The sequence below is a fragment of the Halobacillus sp. ACCC02827 genome (assembly GCF_030291935.1).
In the GTDB taxonomy this organism is placed as follows: Bacteria; Bacillota; Bacilli; order Bacillales; family Halobacillaceae; genus Halobacillus.
The window spans coordinates 137,774-155,036 of the sequence record NZ_CP128168.1; the positions used below are offsets into that span (position 1 = coordinate 137,774).

33 protein-coding genes are annotated in these 17,263 nt (G+C 45.5%); all 33 read left to right on the forward strand.

The genetic code is table 11. The features are described from left to right. The 33 genes from rplC (at position 1) to QRD89_RS00905 (ending at position 17,250) form a co-directional block, all read left to right on the forward strand. A complete protein-coding gene (gene rplC, locus QRD89_RS00745) occupies positions 1-636 on the forward strand; it encodes a 50S ribosomal protein L3 (RefSeq protein ID WP_008636065.1) in 636 nt (211 codons plus the stop codon). Between the two features lie 21 nt (positions 637-657). Beyond that, positions 658-1,281, forward strand: a complete 624-nt coding sequence (gene rplD / locus QRD89_RS00750; protein WP_008636064.1) for a 50S ribosomal protein L4 — start codon at positions 658-660, stop codon at positions 1,279-1,281. Continuing rightward, a complete protein-coding gene (gene rplW, locus QRD89_RS00755) occupies positions 1,281-1,568 on the forward strand; it encodes a 50S ribosomal protein L23 (protein WP_008636063.1) in 288 nt (95 codons plus the stop codon). The genes rplD and rplW overlap by 1 nt, the downstream gene beginning before the upstream one ends. 34 nt (positions 1,569-1,602) lie before the next feature. Further along, positions 1,603-2,436, forward strand: a complete 834-nt coding sequence (gene rplB, locus QRD89_RS00760; protein WP_008636062.1) for a 50S ribosomal protein L2 — start codon at positions 1,603-1,605, stop codon at positions 2,434-2,436. Positions 2,437-2,493: 57 nt separating this feature from the next. Beyond that, positions 2,494-2,772, forward strand: a complete 279-nt coding sequence (rpsS, locus tag QRD89_RS00765; protein WP_008636061.1) for a 30S ribosomal protein S19 — start codon at positions 2,494-2,496, stop codon at positions 2,770-2,772. A 20-nt stretch (positions 2,773-2,792) separates the two neighbouring features. Then, a complete protein-coding gene (rplV, locus tag QRD89_RS00770) occupies positions 2,793-3,134 on the forward strand; it encodes a 50S ribosomal protein L22 (protein ID WP_008636060.1) in 342 nt (113 codons plus the stop codon). Between the two features lie 3 nt (positions 3,135-3,137). After that, positions 3,138-3,779 (forward strand): 30S ribosomal protein S3, encoded by a 642-nt coding sequence (gene rpsC, locus QRD89_RS00775; protein ID WP_008636059.1) that lies wholly within the window; start codon positions 3,138-3,140, stop codon positions 3,777-3,779. An 18-nt stretch (positions 3,780-3,797) separates the two neighbouring features. Next, positions 3,798-4,232: a 50S ribosomal protein L16 gene (gene rplP, locus QRD89_RS00780; protein ID WP_008636056.1), complete on the forward strand. Its 435-nt coding sequence runs from the start codon at positions 3,798-3,800 to the stop codon at positions 4,230-4,232. Then, positions 4,222-4,422, forward strand: a complete 201-nt coding sequence (gene rpmC / locus QRD89_RS00785; protein WP_008636054.1) for a 50S ribosomal protein L29 — start codon at positions 4,222-4,224, stop codon at positions 4,420-4,422. The genes rplP and rpmC overlap by 11 nt, the downstream gene beginning before the upstream one ends. A gap of 24 nt (positions 4,423-4,446) precedes the next feature. Continuing rightward, positions 4,447-4,710: a 30S ribosomal protein S17 gene (gene rpsQ, locus QRD89_RS00790; RefSeq protein ID WP_008636053.1), complete on the forward strand. Its 264-nt coding sequence runs from the start codon at positions 4,447-4,449 to the stop codon at positions 4,708-4,710. 42 nt (positions 4,711-4,752) lie between these two features. After that, a complete protein-coding gene (rplN, locus tag QRD89_RS00795; protein WP_008636052.1) occupies positions 4,753-5,121 on the forward strand; it encodes a 50S ribosomal protein L14 in 369 nt (122 codons plus the stop codon). A 39-nt stretch (positions 5,122-5,160) separates the two neighbouring features. Further along, positions 5,161-5,472, forward strand: a complete 312-nt coding sequence (rplX, locus tag QRD89_RS00800) for a 50S ribosomal protein L24 (RefSeq protein WP_008636051.1) — start codon at positions 5,161-5,163, stop codon at positions 5,470-5,472. A 26-nt stretch (positions 5,473-5,498) separates the two neighbouring features. Next, a complete protein-coding gene (gene rplE / locus QRD89_RS00805; RefSeq protein WP_008636050.1) occupies positions 5,499-6,038 on the forward strand; it encodes a 50S ribosomal protein L5 in 540 nt (179 codons plus the stop codon). A gap of 26 nt (positions 6,039-6,064) precedes the next feature. Next, complete coding sequence (locus tag QRD89_RS00810) at positions 6,065-6,250, forward strand: type Z 30S ribosomal protein S14 (RefSeq protein ID WP_008636049.1); 186 nt, start codon at positions 6,065-6,067, stop codon at positions 6,248-6,250. 30 nt (positions 6,251-6,280) lie between these two features. Beyond that, a complete protein-coding gene (gene rpsH, locus QRD89_RS00815; RefSeq protein ID WP_008636048.1) occupies positions 6,281-6,679 on the forward strand; it encodes a 30S ribosomal protein S8 in 399 nt (132 codons plus the stop codon). A gap of 30 nt (positions 6,680-6,709) precedes the next feature. Next, positions 6,710-7,246 carry a 50S ribosomal protein L6 gene (rplF, locus tag QRD89_RS00820; RefSeq protein WP_008636046.1) on the forward strand — a complete coding sequence of 179 codons (537 nt, stop codon included), beginning with the start codon at positions 6,710-6,712 and terminating at the stop codon, positions 7,244-7,246. 34 nt (positions 7,247-7,280) lie between these two features. Continuing rightward, complete coding sequence (rplR, locus tag QRD89_RS00825; protein ID WP_026577045.1) at positions 7,281-7,643, forward strand: 50S ribosomal protein L18; 363 nt, start codon at positions 7,281-7,283, stop codon at positions 7,641-7,643. Positions 7,644-7,666: 23 nt separating this feature from the next. Continuing rightward, complete coding sequence (gene rpsE, locus QRD89_RS00830; RefSeq protein ID WP_201276727.1) at positions 7,667-8,161, forward strand: 30S ribosomal protein S5; 495 nt, start codon at positions 7,667-7,669, stop codon at positions 8,159-8,161. Between the two features lie 18 nt (positions 8,162-8,179). After that, on the forward strand, positions 8,180-8,362 hold the full coding sequence (gene rpmD / locus QRD89_RS00835; protein ID WP_008636039.1) for a 50S ribosomal protein L30: 183 nt from the start codon (positions 8,180-8,182) through the stop codon (positions 8,360-8,362). A 30-nt stretch (positions 8,363-8,392) separates the two neighbouring features. Continuing rightward, complete coding sequence (rplO, locus tag QRD89_RS00840) at positions 8,393-8,833, forward strand: 50S ribosomal protein L15 (RefSeq protein ID WP_008636038.1); 441 nt, start codon at positions 8,393-8,395, stop codon at positions 8,831-8,833. Then, a complete protein-coding gene (gene secY, locus QRD89_RS00845) occupies positions 8,833-10,125 on the forward strand; it encodes a preprotein translocase subunit SecY (RefSeq protein WP_008636035.1) in 1,293 nt (430 codons plus the stop codon). The genes rplO and secY overlap by 1 nt, the downstream gene beginning before the upstream one ends. A gap of 42 nt (positions 10,126-10,167) precedes the next feature. After that, positions 10,168-10,821 carry an adenylate kinase gene (locus QRD89_RS00850; protein ID WP_008636033.1) on the forward strand — a complete coding sequence of 218 codons (654 nt, stop codon included), beginning with the start codon at positions 10,168-10,170 and terminating at the stop codon, positions 10,819-10,821. After that, positions 10,818-11,564: a type I methionyl aminopeptidase gene (map, locus tag QRD89_RS00855; protein WP_008636031.1), complete on the forward strand. Its 747-nt coding sequence runs from the start codon at positions 10,818-10,820 to the stop codon at positions 11,562-11,564. The genes QRD89_RS00850 and map overlap by 4 nt, the downstream gene beginning before the upstream one ends. A 16-nt stretch (positions 11,565-11,580) precedes the next feature. After that, on the forward strand, positions 11,581-11,916 hold the full coding sequence (locus tag QRD89_RS00860) for a KOW domain-containing RNA-binding protein (RefSeq protein ID WP_008636028.1): 336 nt from the start codon (positions 11,581-11,583) through the stop codon (positions 11,914-11,916). Next, entirely contained in the window at positions 11,894-12,112 is a 219-nt protein-coding gene (gene infA, locus QRD89_RS00865) for a translation initiation factor IF-1 (protein WP_008636026.1), read from the forward strand. Before QRD89_RS00860 ends, infA begins: the two co-directional genes overlap by 23 nt. Positions 12,113-12,140: 28 nt before the next feature. Next, positions 12,141-12,254 carry a 50S ribosomal protein L36 gene (gene rpmJ, locus QRD89_RS00870; protein ID WP_002509257.1) on the forward strand — a complete coding sequence of 38 codons (114 nt, stop codon included), beginning with the start codon at positions 12,141-12,143 and terminating at the stop codon, positions 12,252-12,254. 23 nt (positions 12,255-12,277) lie between these two features. Then, complete coding sequence (gene rpsM / locus QRD89_RS00875) at positions 12,278-12,643, forward strand: 30S ribosomal protein S13 (protein ID WP_008635973.1); 366 nt, start codon at positions 12,278-12,280, stop codon at positions 12,641-12,643. A 30-nt stretch (positions 12,644-12,673) separates the two neighbouring features. Next, positions 12,674-13,069: a 30S ribosomal protein S11 gene (rpsK, locus tag QRD89_RS00880; protein ID WP_008635972.1), complete on the forward strand. Its 396-nt coding sequence runs from the start codon at positions 12,674-12,676 to the stop codon at positions 13,067-13,069. 179 nt (positions 13,070-13,248) lie between these two features. Then, positions 13,249-14,193 carry a DNA-directed RNA polymerase subunit alpha gene (locus QRD89_RS00885; protein ID WP_008635970.1) on the forward strand — a complete coding sequence of 315 codons (945 nt, stop codon included), beginning with the start codon at positions 13,249-13,251 and terminating at the stop codon, positions 14,191-14,193. A gap of 45 nt (positions 14,194-14,238) precedes the next feature. After that, positions 14,239-14,595 carry a 50S ribosomal protein L17 gene (gene rplQ / locus QRD89_RS00890; protein WP_008635969.1) on the forward strand — a complete coding sequence of 119 codons (357 nt, stop codon included), beginning with the start codon at positions 14,239-14,241 and terminating at the stop codon, positions 14,593-14,595. Positions 14,596-14,772: 177 nt separating this feature from the next. After that, complete coding sequence (locus QRD89_RS00895; RefSeq protein ID WP_008635967.1) at positions 14,773-15,612, forward strand: energy-coupling factor ABC transporter ATP-binding protein; 840 nt, start codon at positions 14,773-14,775, stop codon at positions 15,610-15,612. Then, positions 15,588-16,460, forward strand: a complete 873-nt coding sequence (locus tag QRD89_RS00900; protein ID WP_008635965.1) for an energy-coupling factor ABC transporter ATP-binding protein — start codon at positions 15,588-15,590, stop codon at positions 16,458-16,460. The genes QRD89_RS00895 and QRD89_RS00900 overlap by 25 nt, the downstream gene beginning before the upstream one ends. Further along, the gene (locus tag QRD89_RS00905; protein ID WP_008635963.1) at positions 16,453-17,250 is read left to right on the forward strand and encodes an energy-coupling factor transporter transmembrane component T family protein; all 798 of its coding nucleotides are present in this window, start codon (positions 16,453-16,455) and stop codon (positions 17,248-17,250) included. Before QRD89_RS00900 ends, QRD89_RS00905 begins: the two co-directional genes overlap by 8 nt. The last annotated feature ends 13 nt before the right edge of the window (positions 17,251-17,263 follow it).

Here is a 17,263-nt window from a genome sequence, read left to right on the forward strand (position 1 = left end):
ATGACGAAAGGAATCTTAGGACGTAAAGTCGGTATGACTCAAATCTTCTCCGAAGATGGCGAATTGATCCCAGTAACAGTTGTTCAGGCTGAGCCGAACGTTGTTCTTCAAAAGAAAACAACTGAAAACGACGGTTACGAAGCGATTCAACTAGGTTTTGCTGACGAAAAGTCTAACCGCTTGAAGAAAGCTGCTCAAGGGCACGCTGATAAAGCAAGCACAACACCTAAGCGCTACATTCGTGAATTCCGTAATTCTAACCTTGACGACTTCGAACTAGGTCAAGAGGTTAAAGTAGATATTTTTGAAGCTGGTGACGTAATTGACGTTACAGGAACTTCCAAGGGTAAAGGTTTCCAAGGTGCAATCAAGCGCCACAACCAATCCCGCGGACCAATGAGTCACGGTTCCCGCTACCACCGTCGTTCCGGTTCTATGGGACAAGGTGCAGACCCATCTAAAGTATTCAAAGGTAAAAACCTTGCTGGACAAATGGGTGGCGAACAAGTAACTCTACAAAACCTTGAAGTAGTAAAAGTGGACGCTGAGCGTAATCTACTACTTATCAAAGGTAATGTTCCAGGCGCAAGAAAATCTTACGTTAAGATTACAAGTGCAATTAAGGCTAGCAAATAATAAACGAAGGGAGGATATGTCATGCCTAAAGTAGCACTATTAAACCAAGGCGGATCCAACGTTGGAGAAATCGAACTGAACGATGCCGTTTTTGGTATTGAACCTAATACTCACGTATTACACGAAACTGTGTTGATGCAGCGCGCGAACCTTCGCCAAGGCACACACAAAGTAAAAGGACGTTCTGAGGTATCCGGCGGTGGCCGTAAACCATGGCGTCAAAAAGGTACAGGCCGTGCACGTCAAGGGTCTATCCGTTCACCACAATGGGTTGGCGGTGGAACTGTATTCGGTCCTACACCACGCAGCTACAGCTACACAATGCCTAGAAAAGTACGTCGTCTAGCTCTTCAGTCTGCTTACTCTTCTAAAGTGAAGGAAGAGAACATCATCGTTCTTGAAAGCCTTTCTCTAGAAGCTCCGAAGACTAAAGAGGTAGTAAACATGCTTAAAGCGTTGGACGTCAATGAAAAAGCATTGATCGTAACGGCTGGCAAAGATGAAAATGTTACTCTATCAGCTAACAACATCCCTACAGTGAAAAGTCTTCCTGTAGAAGAAGTAAGTGTGTTAGACTTGCTAACGCATGACAAGCTGATCCTAACGAAGGAAGCAGCTGAAAAAGCAGGGGAGGTGCTCTCATAATGAAAGAACCACGCGATATTATTAAGCGCCCTGTCATTACTGAACATTCTGCTGATCTTATGGGAGAAAAGAAATATACGTTTGAAGTTAGCACAAAAGCTAACAAGACTGAGATCAAAGATGCAGTCGAAGAAATCTTTGGTGTAAGTGTTGCTTCTGTCAACACAATGAACCTTAAAGGTAAATTCAAGCGTATGGGTCGTTACGGCGGCTATCGTTCTGACCGTAAGAAAGCAATCATTACTTTGACTCAGGACAGCGAAGAACTAGAATTCTTCGAAGTTTAAATAAAACATTTGACTAAAGAAGGAGGGAAAAAAGATGGCGATTAAAAAGTTCCGACCAATTACAAACGGTCGTCGACACATGTCAGTATCTGATTTCGCTGAAATTACAACTGATAAACCTGAACGCTCCCTTGTCGCTCCACTTCACAAAAAAGGTGGACGTAACAACCAAGGTAAGCTGACAGTTCGTCATCAGGGCGGTGGCCACAAGCGTCAATATCGTATCATCGACTTCAAACGTGATAAAGATGGAATACCTGGACGCGTTGCTACAATCGAGTACGATCCAAACCGCTCCGCTAACATTGCACTAATCAACTATGTTGATGGTGAAAAACGTTACATCCTTGCTCCAAAAGGAATCAAGGTAGGAACGGAAATCATTTCTGGTGAAGGCGCGGATATCAAACCAGGTAACGCACTTCAACTGAAAGACATTCCAGTTGGTACTGTCGTACACAACGTAGAATTGAAGCCAGGACGCGGAGGACAGCTTGTACGTTCTGCAGGCGCTTCAGCACAAATCCTTGGTCGTGAAGAGAAGTACACACTAGTACGTCTTACTTCCGGTGAAGTTCGCTTGGTACTAAGCACTTGCCGTGCAACAATCGGTCAAGTTGGTAACCTTGAGCACGAACTTATCAGCGTAGGTAAAGCAGGACGTTCTCGTTGGAAAGGTAAACGCCCTACAGTTCGTGGTTCTGTAATGAACCCTAACGATCACCCACACGGTGGTGGTGAAGGACGTGCGCCAATCGGTCGTCCATCTCCTGTATCTCCATGGGGTAAACCAACTCTTGGATACAAAACGAGAAAACGCAACAAGCCGTCTGATAAATATATCGTACGTAGACGCGGTAAAAAATAACGGGATTGTCGGGCGGGCAATAAAACCCGTCTTCCAATCGCGAAGGGAGGTTATTTCATGGGCCGCAGCTTGAAAAAAGGACCTTTTGTAGATGATCACTTGATGAAGAAAGTCGAAAAGTTGAACGAAGATAGCAAAACACAGGTCGTGAAGACATGGTCTCGCCGTTCTACTATCTTCCCTAACTTTGTGGGACACACAATTGCCGTTTATGACGGTCGTAAACACGTGCCAGTTTATGTGACTGAAGACATGGTAGGTCATAAACTTGGTGAATTCGCGCCAACCCGTACGTTCAAAGGACACTCTGGCGACGATAAGAAAACAAAACGTTAATATAGAGAGGAGGCACTCTAATGCAAGCTAAAGCAGTTGCTAAAACCGTTCGAATCGCTCCTCGTAAAGCTCGTTTGGTAATTGATTTAATTCGAGGAAAAAATGTAGGTGAAGCTCTGGCTACACTTCGTTTGAACAACCGCGGCGCTTCTCCGGTAGTTGAGAAACTTCTTAACTCCGCGATCGCCAACGCAGAACACAACTATGAAATGGACACGGAAAACTTGTACGTTTCCGAAGCGTTTGTAAACGAAGGCGTAACTCTTAAACGTTTCCGCCCTCGCGCAATGGGCCGCGCAAGCCAAATCAACAAACGCACAAGCCACATCACAGTGGTCGTATCAGAAAAAAAGGAGGGATAATCAGTGGGTCAAAAAATTAATCCGATTGGTCTTCGTATCGGCGTAATCCGCGACTGGGAATCCAAGTGGTACGCTGGCAAAGACTATGCAGACTTGTTACATGAAGACATTAAGATTCGTGAATATGTTGAAAACCGTCTTAAAGATGCTGCCCTTTCTAAAGTCGAAATCGAACGCGCAGCTAACCGTGTGAACATTACTGTACACACAGCTAAACCAGGAATGGTTATCGGTAAAGGTGGTTCCGAAGTTGAAGCACTTCGTAAAGCACTAAATCAACTGAGCGGCAAACGTGTTCACATCAACATCGTTGAAGTGAAAAAGCCTGATCTTGACGCTACTCTTGTAGCTGACAATATCGCACGTCAATTGGAAAACCGCGTATCTTTCCGTCGTGCTCAGAAACAAACAATCCAACGCGCTATGCGTGCAGGAGCGAAAGGTATTCGTACTCAAGTATCTGGCCGTCTAGGCGGAGCAGACATCGCTCGTGCTGAATATTACAGTGAAGGAACAGTACCACTACACACACTTCGTGCAGATATCGATTACGGAACTGCAGAAGCAGACACAACTTACGGTAAGCTTGGTGTCAAAGTGTGGATTTATCGTGGCGAAGTCCTTCCAACTAAATCAAACAAGTAAGGAAGGGGGAAAAGCATTATGTTAATGCCTAAACGTGTTAAATATCGTCGTCAACACCGTACAAGCTTAAAAGGCCGTGCAAAAGGCGGTACTGAAGTAGCTTTCGGTGAATATGGTTTGCAAGCAATTGATCGTGCTTGGATCACAGCCCGCCAAATCGAGGCAGCGCGTATCGCGATGACTCGTTACATGAAGCGTGGCGGTAAAGTATGGATTAAAATCTTCCCAGATAAGCCTTATACTGCTAAACCCCTAGAAGTACGTATGGGTTCCGGTAAAGGTGCTCCAGAAGGTTTCGTAGCTGTAGTGAAACCAGGGAAAATTATGTTCGAGATCGCAGGTGTATCAGAAGAAGTTGCACGCGAAGCGTTGCGTCTTGCTTCACACAAGCTGCCGATCCGTACGAAGTTCGTAAAACGTGAAGAAATTGGTGGTGAAATCAATGAAGGCTAATGAGATCCGTGAATTAACCACTGCCGAAATTGAACAAAAAGTTAAGTCTCTTAAAGAAGAACTTTTCAACCTACGCTTCCAATTGGCAACAGGTCAACTTGAGAACACTGCACGTATCCGTGAGGTTCGTAAGTCTATCGCTCGTATGAAGACTGTTGCTCGTGAACGTGAGCTAGGCGTAAATAACTAATAGATGAGAGGAGGTCACCCTCACATGACTGAACGTAATAATCGTAAAGTTTATACTGGCCGTGTCGTATCTGACAAAATGGACAAAACGATCACAGTTTTAGTAGAAACTTATAAGTTCCACAAGCTTTACGGCAAGCGCGTAAAGTACTCTAAAAAGCTTAAAGCACATGACGAAAACAACCAAGCTAAAAACGGCGATATCGTGCGTATTATGGAAACTCGTCCACTATCCGCATCCAAGCGTTTCCGTTTGCTAGACGTTGTTGAAGAGTCTGTCATTATCTAATAAAAGTTCGCTCGGATTTAATCCGAAGGGAGGTTACATGGTATGATTCAACAGGAATCTCGTCTTAAAGTTGCAGATAACTCCGGCGCTCGTGAAATCCAAACCATCAAAGTTTTGGGTGGATCAGGTCGTAAAACAGCCAACATCGGTGATATCATCACTGCTACTGTGAAACAAGCAACACCAGGGGGCGTTGTTAAAAAAGGTGAGGTAGTTAAAGCCGTCATCGTCCGTACTAAGAGTGGAGTTCGCCGTAAAGATGGTTCTTACATCCGTTTTGATGAAAACGCAGCAGTAATCGTGCGTGATGATAAAGGCCCACGCGGTACTCGTATCTTCGGACCGGTAGCTCGTGAACTTCGTGATGCTAAATTCATGAAGATTGTATCTCTAGCTCCAGAAGTATTGTAAAACCTGAATGAAATGCCTTGTTAAGGAGGTGCGCGAAGCATGCACGTAAAAAAAGGTGACAAAGTAATGGTTATTACTGGTAAGGATAAAGGCAAGCAAGGTACAATCCTTGAAGCTTATCCAAAGAAAGATCGTGTCCTTGTTGAAGGTGTGAACGAAGTTAAGAAACACGCTAAACCTTCTCAAGATAACCCACAGGGGGGTATCTTGACACAAGAAGCACCGATCCACGTATCAAACGTTATGCCAATCGATCCAAAGACTGGCGAGCCAACACGTGTTGGATACAAAGTCGAGGACGGCAAAAAAGTTCGTATCGCGAAAAAATCTGGTGAAGCGCTAGATAAATAACCCATAGAGGAAAGGAGGGCCACACGATGAACGAACTAAAGAAACAATATAAAGAAGAAATTGTTCCATCGTTGATGAACAAATTTGAATATGAATCTATTATGCAAACACCTAAGATCGAGAAGATCGTTATCAACATGGGTGTTGGTGATGCGGTTCAGAACGCAAAAGCACTGGATACAGCAGTAGAAGAGTTGACTCTAATCACTGGTCAGAAGCCAGTTATCACTAAAGCTAAGAAATCAATTGCAGGATTCCGTCTGCGTGAAGGTATGCCGATCGGTGCGAAGGTTACACTTCGCGGTGAGCGCATGTACGAATTCTTCCACAAGCTAGTCGCAGTATCTCTACCGCGTGTGCGTGACTTCCGTGGTATTTCTAAGAAAGCTTTCGACGGTCGTGGAAACTACACACTAGGTGTTAAAGAGCAATTGATTTTCCCAGAAATCGACTACGATAAAGTAAGTAAAGTGCGCGGCATGGACATCGTTATCGTTACAACTGCTGATTCTGATGAAGAAGCGCGCGAACTATTAGCTCAATTCGGAATGCCGTTCCAAAAATAATGAGCTAACATTAAGGAGGGAAAATAGTGGCTAAAAAATCAATGGTCGCGAAGCAACAGCGTAAATCGAAGTACCAAGTACAAGAATACACTCGCTGTGAACGTTGCGGACGTCCACACTCCGTACTTCGTAAGTTTAAGCTTTGCCGTATTTGTTTCCGTGAACTTGCATATAAAGGACAAATCCCTGGTGTCAAAAAAGCCAGCTGGTAAACCCCTAACAGGGAAGGAGGTAAATGAGTTATGACAATGACAGATCCAATTGCAGATATGCTGACACGTATTCGTAACGCTAACATGGTGCGTCACGAGAAGCTTGAGCTTCCAGCTTCCAACGTGAAAAAAGAAATCGCTGATATCCTTAAGCGTGAAGGTTTTGTACGTGACTACGAATTTGTTGAAGACAACAAGCAAGGCGTCCTTCGCATCTTCCTTAAGTACGGTCAAAACAACGAGCGCGTAATTACTGGTGTGAAGCGTATCAGTAAACCAGGTCTTCGAGTTTACGCTAATGCTGAAGAACTTCCAAAAGTTCTTAACGGTCTTGGTGTAGCCGTCGTATCTACTTCTAAAGGTGTATTGACAGACAAAGAAGCTCGTGAACAAGCCATCGGTGGCGAAGTTCTAGCTTACGTCTGGTAAAAAAACAGATCAGACAGGAGGTGCAACAATATGTCTCGCGTAGGTTTAAAAACACTTGAAATTCCTGAAGGTGTAGAAATCACTCAGGATAACAATACAATCACAGTGAAAGGTCCTAAAGGGGAATTGACTCGTACATTCCACCAGGACATCACAGTTAAGATCGAGGACAACGTACTAAGCGTATCTCGTCCAAGCGATCATAAAGATCACCGTGCACTTCACGGAACTACACGCAGCCTGATCGGAAACATGGTTGAAGGTGTATCTAAAGGTTACGAAAAGAGCCTTGAAATCATCGGTGTAGGTTACCGTGCACAGAAACAGGGTCAGACAGTAGTCATCAACGCTGGTTACTCTCACCCGGTTGAAGTGGAAAACCGTGAAGGCATCGAAATCGAAGTACCGACGAACACGAAAGTAATCGTTAAAGGTATCGATAAAGAACTAGTCGGCGCTGTTGCAGCGAAGATTCGTGCAATCCGTCCTCCAGAGCCTTACAAAGGTAAAGGAATTCGCTACGAAGGCGAACATGTACGCAGAAAAGAAGGTAAGACAGCTAAGTAAGTCTTAATGTAACGTATAGAAAGGAGTGACCCAGATGATCACGAAGGCAGACAAGAATGTCGTACGTAAGAAGCGTCATGCTCGCGTACGTAAGAATGTTTTCGGTACAGCAGAACGTCCTCGTTTGAACGTGTACCGCTCTAACAACCACATTTACGCTCAGCTTATCAACGATGAAGCACAGGTTACAGTTGCTAGCGCATCTACTGTAGACAAAGGTTTCGATCTTGATAACACAAGCAACGTAGAAGCTGCACAAAAAGTCGGTGAAATGGTAGCGAAACGTGCGATCGACAACGGTTTTAAAGTTGTTGTATTCGACCGTGGCGGTTACTTGTATCATGGACGTGTGAAAGCTCTAGCTGAAGCCGCTCGCGAAGCAGGCCTAGAATTTTAATAGCCAAAGGAGGGACATAAATGATTACAAACATCGACCCTAACAAACTTGATCTTGAAGAACGCGTAGTTACGATCAACCGCGTAGCTAAAGTAGTAAAAGGTGGACGTCGCTTCCGTTTTGCTGCACTAGTAGTAGTCGGAGATAAAAATGGTCATGTAGGTTTTGGTACAGGTAAAGCCCAAGAGGTACCAGAAGCTATCAAGAAGGCCATCGATGACGCGAAGAAAAATCTAATTACAGTTCCAGTTAAGGACACGACAATCCCACACGAAATCACTGGACGCTTCGGCGCTGGAAGCATTCTTATGAAACCAGCTGCAGAAGGTACAGGAGTTATCGCAGGTGGACCAGTACGTGCGGTACTTGAGCTTGCAGGTGTTCAAGACATCCTTTCTAAGTCACTTGGTTCTAACACACCAATCAACATGGTGCGTGCTACAATCACTGGACTTAGCGAGCTTAAGCGTGCGGAAGACGTCGCTAGACTTCGTGGTAAGTCTGTAGAAGAACTGTAGGATAAGGAGGGAAATAAAATGGCTAAACAGTTAGAAATTACCCTCACGCGCAGTGTTATTGGTAGACCGCAGGATCAGCGCTCTACTGTCAAGGCGCTAGGTCTGAATAAGATCCGTCAAACTGTCGTACTTGAAGATAACCCAGCGATCCGAGGTATGGCTAAAAAGGTGTCTCACCTAGTTACAGTTAAAGAAGTATAATCAAACAAAAGTAATAAGGAGGTGCAACGAATGAAACTGCATGAACTTAAACCTGCTCAAGGTACTCGTAAAGAACGCAACCGTGTAGGACGCGGAATGGCTTCCGGTAACGGTAAAACTTCTGGACGTGGACATAAAGGTCAAGGTCAACGTTCTGGTAGCAAAACACGCCCAGGCTTCGAAGGTGGTCAAATGCCATTGTTCCAACGTCTGCCTAAGCGTGGTTTCACTAACGTTCACCGTAAGGAATTCGCGATCATCAACCTTGATGCATTGAATCGTTTTGAAGAAGGCACAGAGGTTACTCCAGAACTATTGCTTGAAACTGGCGTGGTAAGCAACCAAAAAGCCGGCATTAAAGTACTAGCTAAAGGAAGCATCGAGAAGAAACTTACAGTGAAAGCTCACAAATTCTCTGCTTCTGCTAAAGAAGCTATTGAAGCTGCGGGCGGTCAAACTGAGGTGATTTAATGTTCCGGACAATCTCCAATTTTATGCGCGTAGGTGATATTCGACGCAAGATCATCTTCACTTTGTTGATGCTTGTAGTATTTCGCCTTGGAACATTCATCCCGGTCCCTTTTACCAACAGAGACGCCATCAACTTCATGGATGATCAGAATGCGTTCGGATTTCTGAACACATTCGGAGGCGGGGCATTGCAGAACTTCTCCATCTTTGCTATGGGGATCATGCCCTACATTACTGCCTCCATCATCATGCAGTTATTGCAGATGGACGTTGTTCCGAAATTTGCGGAATGGAAGAAACAAGGTGAAGTTGGCCGTCGAAAGTTAGCTCAGTTTACCCGCTATGGAACCATCGTTCTTGCCTTTATTCAGGCTATTGGTATGTCTATCGGTTTCAATGCTCTCGCAGGTGGTCAATTGATCACAAACCCGGGAGTAGGGAAATTCTTAGTCATTGCCGTTGTTCTGACTGGCGGAACGGCATTCCTTATGTGGCTTGGTGAGCAAATCACTGCACATGGTGTCGGAAACGGGATATCCATCCTGATTTTCGCAGGAATCGTTGCAGCAATCCCGACGGGTGTCAATCAATTGTATGATCAGTACATTTCCGGTGCCGGAGAAGAGCTGTTCATCAATCTGATTATTATCGCGTTGATTTTGCTTGTCATCGTGGCGGTCATTGTCGGAGTTATCTTCATCCAACAGGCCCTGCGTAAAATACCGATCCAATATGCTAAACGATTAGTAAATCGTTCACCTGTAGGCGGGCATTCCACCCACTTACCGATAAAAGTGAATGCTGCAGGAGTTATTCCCGTTATCTTTGCGATATCCTTTATCATCGCACCGAGAACGGTCGCTGGATTCTTCGAAGACAGTGAAGTAGCCTCCGTCATTCAATATATCTTTGATTATCAAAACTGGCCTGGAATGATTATCTATGTTGCGTTAATCATTGCTTTCACTTATTTCTATACATTTGTTCAGGTAAACCCGGAACAAATGGCGGATAATTTGAAGAAGCAAGGCGGCTACATCCCGGGGATCCGTCCTGGTGCCAATACGGAAACGTACTTGACACGTGTGATGTACCGATTGACTTTCGTAGGTTCCATCTTCCTAGCAGCTGTTGCTATCCTTCCAATCATATTAGGTTCTGTGGCTAATCTGCCTGCGAGCGTACAAATTGGAGGCACCAGCCTGCTCATCGTAGTCGGGGTTGCCCTCGAAATGATGAAGCAACTGGAGAGCCAGCTTGTGAAACGCCATTACTCAGGATTTATTAAATAATTAGCTTCAACCGCTAATGAAAATGAGAGCGAGGGGAACACGTTGAATTTAATTCTGATGGGTCTCCCTGGGGCAGGTAAAGGTACTCAGGCTGAGAAGATAGTCGAAAAATATGACATCCCTCATATCTCAACTGGAGATATGTTCCGTTTAGCTATCAAAGAAGGAACAGCACTTGGCAATGAAGCCAAATCATATATGGACAAAGGCGAATTGGTTCCGGATGAAGTTACTATCGGAATCGTTCGCGAACGTCTGAGCAAGCCGGATTGCAATCAAGGCTTCCTGCTCGATGGTTTCCCTAGAACCATTGCACAGGCAGAAGCTCTTGAAAATCTGCTGAACGATATGGATGCATCATTGGATTATGTGCTTCATATCGATGTTCCACAAGACCAACTCATCGAGCGTCTGACTGGACGACGCGTCTGCCCGACTTGCGGCGCTACGTATCACGTAATCTTCAATCCTCCACAAGAGGAAGGGAAATGTGATCACGACGGCTCCGAGTTGATTCAGCGTGAAGACGACCAGCCGGCAACTGTGAAGAAGCGTTTAGAGGTTAATGTTGAACAAACTCAGCCACTCATCGATTTCTACCAGGATAAAGGCTACCTCGTATCCTTTGAAGGTGACAAAGATATCAACGAAGTTTTTCAGGACATCGATCAGAAGCTGGGAGCCCTGGCTGAATGATTATATGTAAAACACCACGGGAGTTAGACATCATGCGTGAAGCAGGCAGAATTGTTGCCTTAACGCACCAAAAGCTGAAAGAAAACATTCGACCTGGTATAACGACGGGCGAATTGGATAAGATTGCAGATAAGTTCATACGCAGTATGGATGCAATCCCTTCTTTTAAAGGTTATAATGGATTCCGTGGCAGTATATGTGCATCTGTTAACGAAGAACTTGTTCATGGTATTCCTGGTGACAGGGTCCTGAACAACGGAGATATCATCAGCATCGACATAGGTGCGAAGTATAAAGGTTATCACGGGGATTCGGCCTGGACGTATCCGGTCGGTACCGTCGATGACGATACAATGGAGTTGCTGAGAGTTACAGAACAATCACTGTTTAAGGGACTTGATGAAGCAAAACCAGGTGTACGCCTTTCAAATATATCGCATGCCATTCAGAGCTGTGTAGAGCCGGAAGGGTTCTCCATTGTTCGTGAATATGTCGGGCACGGCGTCGGCAGGGAACTTCATGAGGATCCGCAGATCCCTCATTATGGTCCGCCGAACAAAGGCCCGCGTTTGAAACCAGGAATGGTTTTGGCAGTTGAGCCGATGGTTAACGCAGGTTCACGCTATGTGAAGACACTGGGTGACCGTTGGACGGTAGTTACTCAAGATGGAAAGATGTGCGCACACTTTGAGCACACCATCGCGATAACGGATGAGGGTTATGAGATTTTAACAAAATCCTAAATGAAGGTGATCGTTTTTGAACGAATCTGAGTCGAGTCCTCGAATAGGTCAAATTGTTCGTATTGTGCAGGGGCGAGAGGCAGGACAGTATGCGGTTGTGATCGATGTGCTGGATGGCCGCTTTGTGCTGCTTGCCGACGGAGAGAAACGTAAGTATGATCGACCAAAGAGAAAGAATTTGCAACATGTTGAGCTTATGGATTTCATCTCTCCGGAAGTCCAGGACAGCCTTCTGGAAACTGGTCGTGTCACAAATGGCAAGCTTCGATTTGCCGTATCAAAATATGTCAATGAAGCAGTGACTGATTTGAAGAAGGGAGATCAACTCGATGGCGAAAGACGATGTAATTGAAGTAGAAGGGACCGTCGTTGAAACCTTACCGAACGCACAGTTCAAGGTTGAACTCGAGAACGGTCACTCCGTTTTAGCTCACGTATCCGGTAAAATTCGCATGCACTTCATCCGAATCTTACCAGGAGATAAGGTAACGGTAGAACTTTCCCCTTATGATTTAACTAAAGGACGTATTACGTACCGTTATAAATAAAACTCCGATCTAAAAGGAGGTATGGATGATGAAGGTAAGACCTTCTGTAAAACCAATTTGCGAAAAATGCAAAGTCATCAAACGAAAAGGTAAAGTCATGGTTATCTGTGAAAACCCTAAGCATAAACAAAAACAAGGCTAAACTGAAGGAGGTGCACGTACCATATGGCACGTATCGCAGGAGTAGATATTCCGCGTGACAAACGCGTGGTAATTTCATTAACTTATGTATATGGAATCGGTAATTCCCTTGCTAAAGACGTACTGGCTGAAGCCGGCGTATCTGAGGATACACGTGTTCGCGATCTTACAGAGGACGAACTAGCGCAAATCCGTCAAGCAGTGGAACAGTACAACGTTGAAGGTGACCTTCGTCGTGAGAACTCTCTAAACATCAAACGTTTGATTGAGATCGGTTCTTACCGTGGTATCCGTCATCGTCGCGGTCTTCCACTTCGTGGACAAAGAACGAAAAACAACTCTCGTACACGTAAAGGCCCACGTCGTACAGTGGCTAACAAACGTAAATAATAAGCAACACAAAGGAGGTAAGCAAACTATATGGCACGTAAAGGAAACACTCGTAGTCGTAAACGCCGCGTGAAAAAGAATATTGAGTCCGGTGTGGCACACATCCGCTCTACATTCAACAACACAATCGTAACGGTCACTGATGTCCAAGGTAACGTAATCAGCTGGAGCAGTGCTGGAGCTCTTGGTTTCAAAGGTTCCCGTAAATCTACTCCATTCGCTGCTCAAATGGCTTCTGAAGCTGCAGCGAAAGATGCTATGGACAACGGTATGAAAACTCTTGAAGTTACAGTTAAAGGCCCTGGTGCTGGTCGTGAAGCAGCAATCCGTTCTCTACAAGCAGCAGGTCTTGAAATCACGGCAATCCGTGACGTAACACCAGTACCACACAATGGTTGCCGCCCACCAAAACGTCGTCGCGTATAATAAGTTCTGAATAGAATTTGTCACCCTGTCTATAATGGGTTATGATAGCTTTTATCATCACCGCAGTAGACAGAGAAAATATGCAGTTGTCTTTTTATCGGGACTGCCTACCTGAGGAATTTCGGTTAGACCGTTTGTCTAACCGGGGTTTCGACGTTTTGAAGGAGGGTTTAGTGTAAATGATCGAAATTGAAAAGCCAAAGATTGAAACGGTCGAGATCAGCGATGAGTCTACTTTTGGTAAGTTCGTCGTCGAACCGCTTGAGCGTGGGTATGGTACAACTCTAGGGAACTCCTTGCGTCGTATCCTATTATCCTCACTTCCTGGCTCTGCAGTCACATCTGTTCAGATTGATGGTGTTCTTCATGAATTCTCCACTATTGATGGAGTAGTAGAAGATGTTACAACTGTCATTCTGAATCTGAAGAAACTAGCTTTGAAGGTTTACTCCGACGAAGAAAAGACTTTGGAAATTGATGTACAGGGTGAAGGAAAAGTTACAGCGGCTGACATCACGCACGATAGTGATGTGGAAATTCTTAACCCGGATCTCCATATCGCTACACTGGACAGCAGTGCCAGCTTCCGTGCGCGCATCACTGCGGAACGCGGCCGAGGATATCGTCCGGCAGAAGGAAACAACCACGAGGATCTACCAATCGGCGTTATTCCGGTTGATTCTATCTTTACACCGGTATCCCGTGTAACGTATCAAGTAGAGAACACAAGAATTGGTCAAACGTCTAATTTTGACAAGTTGACATTAGACGTGTGGACGGATGGCAGCATCCGCCCAGAAGAAGCAATCTCCTTAGGGGCTAAAATCTATATGGAACACCTCAATATCTTTGTCAGCCTTACTGATGAAGCTCAAAAAGCTGAAATCATGGTTGAGAAAGAAGAGGACCAAAAAGAGAAAGTCCTTGAGATGACGATTGAAGAACTTGACCTGTCTGTACGTTCCTATAACTGCTTGAAGCGTGCTGGTATCAACACCGTGCAGGAGCTTGCGAATAAATCTGAAGAAGATATGATGAAGGTCCGTAACCTTGGTCGCAAGTCACTTGAAGAAGTGAAGCACAAGTTGGACGAGTTGGGATTAGGTCTAAGAAAAGAAGATTAATCGATATAGAACATCTAAGAGATTCAGTTAAGGGAGGGATTATCAATGGCTAGAAAACTAGGACGTACAACAGATCAGCGCATGGCGTTGCTTCGCAACCTGGCGACTGACCTGATTGTTCACGAACGTTTGGAGACAACAGAAGCTAAAGCGAAAGAACTTCGCTCTGTAGTAGAGAAAATGATTACTCTTGGTAAACGCGGCGATCTTCATGCCCGTCGTCAAGCTGAAGCATTCCTTTACAACGTGAAGGCGGAAGGCGAAGAGCAAACAGCTTTGCAGAAGCTATTCTCTGAAATCGGCCCACGCTACGAAGACCGCCAAGGTGGTTATACTCGCGTGCTTAAGCTAGGCGAGCGTAAAGGCGATGGAGCGAAAATGGCGATCATTGAACTAGTTTAATGAATACCATTGGGGTAAAAGGGCAGGAGTGAATCTCATCGCGAGGTTACATCCAGCCCTTTTTTTATACACAATTATCGCTTGCTGACGAATAGGAGACTACTCGTCAGCAGTCGTTTGCGGGGAATAGTGTCATATTTCCTGGGAAATAGTCAGTTGAGCAGAGGAGGAACACAGATGGGAGAGAGACAAGTCGAGTTTCGGAATGTATCCTTTCGTTATCAGGAGGACATGCCGTGGGTTTTAAATGACGTTAGCTTCACGCTTGGCCCGAATGAATGGGTAGCCATTATCGGACATAACGGCTCCGGGAAATCGACGATTGCCAAGCTTATGAACGGGCTATTATTTCCTCAAGAAGGGGAAATATTAGTGGACGGTCAGGCGGTAACGCAGGAGAGCGTATGGGAAATCAGGAAGAAGGTCGGTATGGTCTTCCAAAACCCTGATAACCAATTCGTTGGAACCACGGTTCGTGATGATGTCGCTTTCGGGATGGAGAATCACGGTATGCCCAGAGATTTGATGCAGCAGAGAATCAAAGACAGCCTTGCTTCAGTCCGTATGCAGGAATATGAGCGTCACGAGCCCCACCGTTTGTCCGGAGGGCAGAAGCAGCGCGTGGCGATTGCGAGTGTGCTTGCTGTATCACCGGCTTTCATCATCCTGGATGAAGCGACCGCTATGCTGGATCCGAAAGGTCGGAAAGAGATCATGGAAACGGTCCGTGATGTTCAACGGGAAAGAGACTTATCCTTGATCACTATAACGCACGACCTTCATGAGGTGACCCAGGCATCCCGGGTAATCGTCATGAATAAAGGACAGGTATGGATGGAAGGAACTCCGAGAGAGGTCTTTTCAAAGAAAGATAACTTAACCGAAATTGGCTTAGATACTCCATTTGTCAGTAAATTGGCAGATCACCTGAAGACAGAAGGTGTGATGCTTTCTCGTGAGCCACTCAATCACCAGGAGTTATTGGAGGAATTATGGACATCACGTTCGACCATGTAAGTTACGTCTATCAACCGAACAGCCCGTTCGAGCATAAAGCATTGGATGATCTATCCTTCGAAATACCTTCCGGCTCTTTTGTCGCCGTCATCGGTCATACAGGATCGGGGAAATCCACGCTGATCCAACACTTAAATGGACTGCTTCAGCCTACGAGCGGAAACGTTCAAATCGGCGACTACAAGCTTACGGCTGGAGAGAAGAATAAAGATTTGAGAAATCTGCGGGAGAGTGTCGGAGTTGTGTTCCAGTATCCCGAACATCAGTTGTTTGAAGAAACGGTTGCGAAGGATATCGCGTTCGGTCCCCAGAACTTCGGGGTGGAACAGAAAGAAATCGATCGCAGAATCAAGGAAGCTGTAGAAGCTACCCATCTCCCGGAGGAATTGTTGGAACGTTCTCCTTTCGATTTAAGTGGTGGACAGATGCGCAGGGTGGCCATATCCGGGGTGCTCGCAATGAATCCGCGTGTCCTTGTATTGGATGAACCGACGGCCGGGCTCGACCCGCGCGGGCAGAAGGAAATTATGAATATGTTTTCCAATCTCCATAAAGAGAAGGAATTGACGACGATCCTCGTCACTCACAGTATGGAAGACGCGCTCTCCTATGCGGATTACATTCTTATTATGAATCACGGGAAGCTCTATATGGAAGGTGCCCCGTTGGATATATTTAAGCAGAAGGACGCTTTGGAGCAGGTGCAGCTCGATGTACCGGAAGTGATTCAGTTCCTTGCCAAAGTTAATGAGAAGTTCGGATGGGATATGGAATACAAAGGAGAAACCATGGAGGAATTGGCAGCTCTTCTTGCTGATAAAGGGAGAGGGGGTGCCGCTCGTGAGTAGTTCGATGATCATCGGGCAGTACATTCCTACGGATTCCTTTATCCACCGGCTGGACCCCCGCTCGAAAATCGCGTTGATCTTCTTTTTTGTCATCGTTGTATTTTTTGCTAATTCTGTTTGGAGTTACGGGGTTCTTGCTGTCTTTGCTGTCGGGAGCGCTCTCCTGTCTAAAGTGCCGTTTCGGTATATTATGAAAGGGTTGAAGCCGGTTTGGTTCCTGATTATTTTCACGTTCCTGCTCCACTTGTTTGTCACGAGACAAGGGGAGGTCGCTTTTTCTGTGTTCGGATGGAACGTGTATGAAGAAGGATTGATCCAAGGGGCAGCTATCTCTCTTCGATTCTTTCTTTTGATTCTGGTCACATCCCTGCTTACATTGACAACGACACCGATTGAAATAACCGATGCTATTGAAGATCTACTCGGTCCATTAAAGAAGGTTCGATTCCCTGTCCATGAGCTGGCGTTAATGATGTCCATTTCCTTGCGTTTTATCCCGACACTTATGCAGGAAACAGAAAAAATATCAAAAGCACAGGCTTCCAGAGGAGTAGACTTCCGTACAGGTCGTTTTAAGGACCGTGTAAAGGCTGTCGTCCCTTTGCTTGTCCCACTATTCGTCAGCGCTTTTAAGCGTGCAGAAGAGCTCGCTATGGCGATGGAAGCGAGGGGATATCAGGGCGGTGAAGGCAGGACGAAGCTGAGGGAACTCCGCATCGGCCGAATCGATGTCTTTACGTATGTCGTTTTTGCTGTTGTGGTCCTTGTGCTCTTCCTCACCAGAAGCTGAAAAGGGAGGACTG

Bases quoted from the DNA above. Each gene is read 5' to 3' on its own strand.
- rplC (WP_008636065.1), top strand. From the start codon at position 1: ATGACGAAAGGAATCTTAGGACGTAAAGTCGGTATGACTCAAATCTTC.
- rplD (WP_008636064.1), top strand. From the start codon at position 658: ATGCCTAAAGTAGCACTATTAAACCAAGGCGGATCCAACGTTGGAGAA.
- rplW (WP_008636063.1), top strand. From the start codon at position 1,281: ATGAAAGAACCACGCGATATTATTAAGCGCCCTGTCATTACTGAACAT.
- rplB (WP_008636062.1), top strand. From the start codon at position 1,603: ATGGCGATTAAAAAGTTCCGACCAATTACAAACGGTCGTCGACACATG.
- rpsS (WP_008636061.1), top strand. From the start codon at position 2,494: ATGGGCCGCAGCTTGAAAAAAGGACCTTTTGTAGATGATCACTTGATG.
- rplV (WP_008636060.1), top strand. From the start codon at position 2,793: ATGCAAGCTAAAGCAGTTGCTAAAACCGTTCGAATCGCTCCTCGTAAA.
- rplP (WP_008636056.1), top strand. From the start codon at position 3,798: ATGTTAATGCCTAAACGTGTTAAATATCGTCGTCAACACCGTACAAGC.
- rpmC (WP_008636054.1), top strand. From the start codon at position 4,222: ATGAAGGCTAATGAGATCCGTGAATTAACCACTGCCGAAATTGAACAA.
- rpsQ (WP_008636053.1), top strand. From the start codon at position 4,447: ATGACTGAACGTAATAATCGTAAAGTTTATACTGGCCGTGTCGTATCT.
- rplN (WP_008636052.1), top strand. From the start codon at position 4,753: ATGATTCAACAGGAATCTCGTCTTAAAGTTGCAGATAACTCCGGCGCT.
- rplX (WP_008636051.1), top strand. From the start codon at position 5,161: ATGCACGTAAAAAAAGGTGACAAAGTAATGGTTATTACTGGTAAGGAT.
- rplE (WP_008636050.1), top strand. From the start codon at position 5,499: ATGAACGAACTAAAGAAACAATATAAAGAAGAAATTGTTCCATCGTTG.
- rpsH (WP_008636048.1), top strand. From the start codon at position 6,281: ATGACAATGACAGATCCAATTGCAGATATGCTGACACGTATTCGTAAC.
- rplF (WP_008636046.1), top strand. From the start codon at position 6,710: ATGTCTCGCGTAGGTTTAAAAACACTTGAAATTCCTGAAGGTGTAGAA.
- rplR (WP_026577045.1), top strand. From the start codon at position 7,281: ATGATCACGAAGGCAGACAAGAATGTCGTACGTAAGAAGCGTCATGCT.
- rpmD (WP_008636039.1), top strand. From the start codon at position 8,180: ATGGCTAAACAGTTAGAAATTACCCTCACGCGCAGTGTTATTGGTAGA.
- rplO (WP_008636038.1), top strand. From the start codon at position 8,393: ATGAAACTGCATGAACTTAAACCTGCTCAAGGTACTCGTAAAGAACGC.
- secY (WP_008636035.1), top strand. From the start codon at position 8,833: ATGTTCCGGACAATCTCCAATTTTATGCGCGTAGGTGATATTCGACGC.
- map (WP_008636031.1), top strand. From the start codon at position 10,818: ATGATTATATGTAAAACACCACGGGAGTTAGACATCATGCGTGAAGCA.
- infA (WP_008636026.1), top strand. From the start codon at position 11,894: ATGGCGAAAGACGATGTAATTGAAGTAGAAGGGACCGTCGTTGAAACC.
- rpmJ (WP_002509257.1), top strand. From the start codon at position 12,141: ATGAAGGTAAGACCTTCTGTAAAACCAATTTGCGAAAAATGCAAAGTC.
- rpsM (WP_008635973.1), top strand. From the start codon at position 12,278: ATGGCACGTATCGCAGGAGTAGATATTCCGCGTGACAAACGCGTGGTA.
- rpsK (WP_008635972.1), top strand. From the start codon at position 12,674: ATGGCACGTAAAGGAAACACTCGTAGTCGTAAACGCCGCGTGAAAAAG.
- QRD89_RS00885 (WP_008635970.1), top strand. From the start codon at position 13,249: ATGATCGAAATTGAAAAGCCAAAGATTGAAACGGTCGAGATCAGCGAT.
- rplQ (WP_008635969.1), top strand. From the start codon at position 14,239: ATGGCTAGAAAACTAGGACGTACAACAGATCAGCGCATGGCGTTGCTT.
- QRD89_RS00895 (WP_008635967.1), top strand. From the start codon at position 14,773: ATGGGAGAGAGACAAGTCGAGTTTCGGAATGTATCCTTTCGTTATCAG.
- QRD89_RS00900 (WP_008635965.1), top strand. From the start codon at position 15,588: ATGGACATCACGTTCGACCATGTAAGTTACGTCTATCAACCGAACAGC.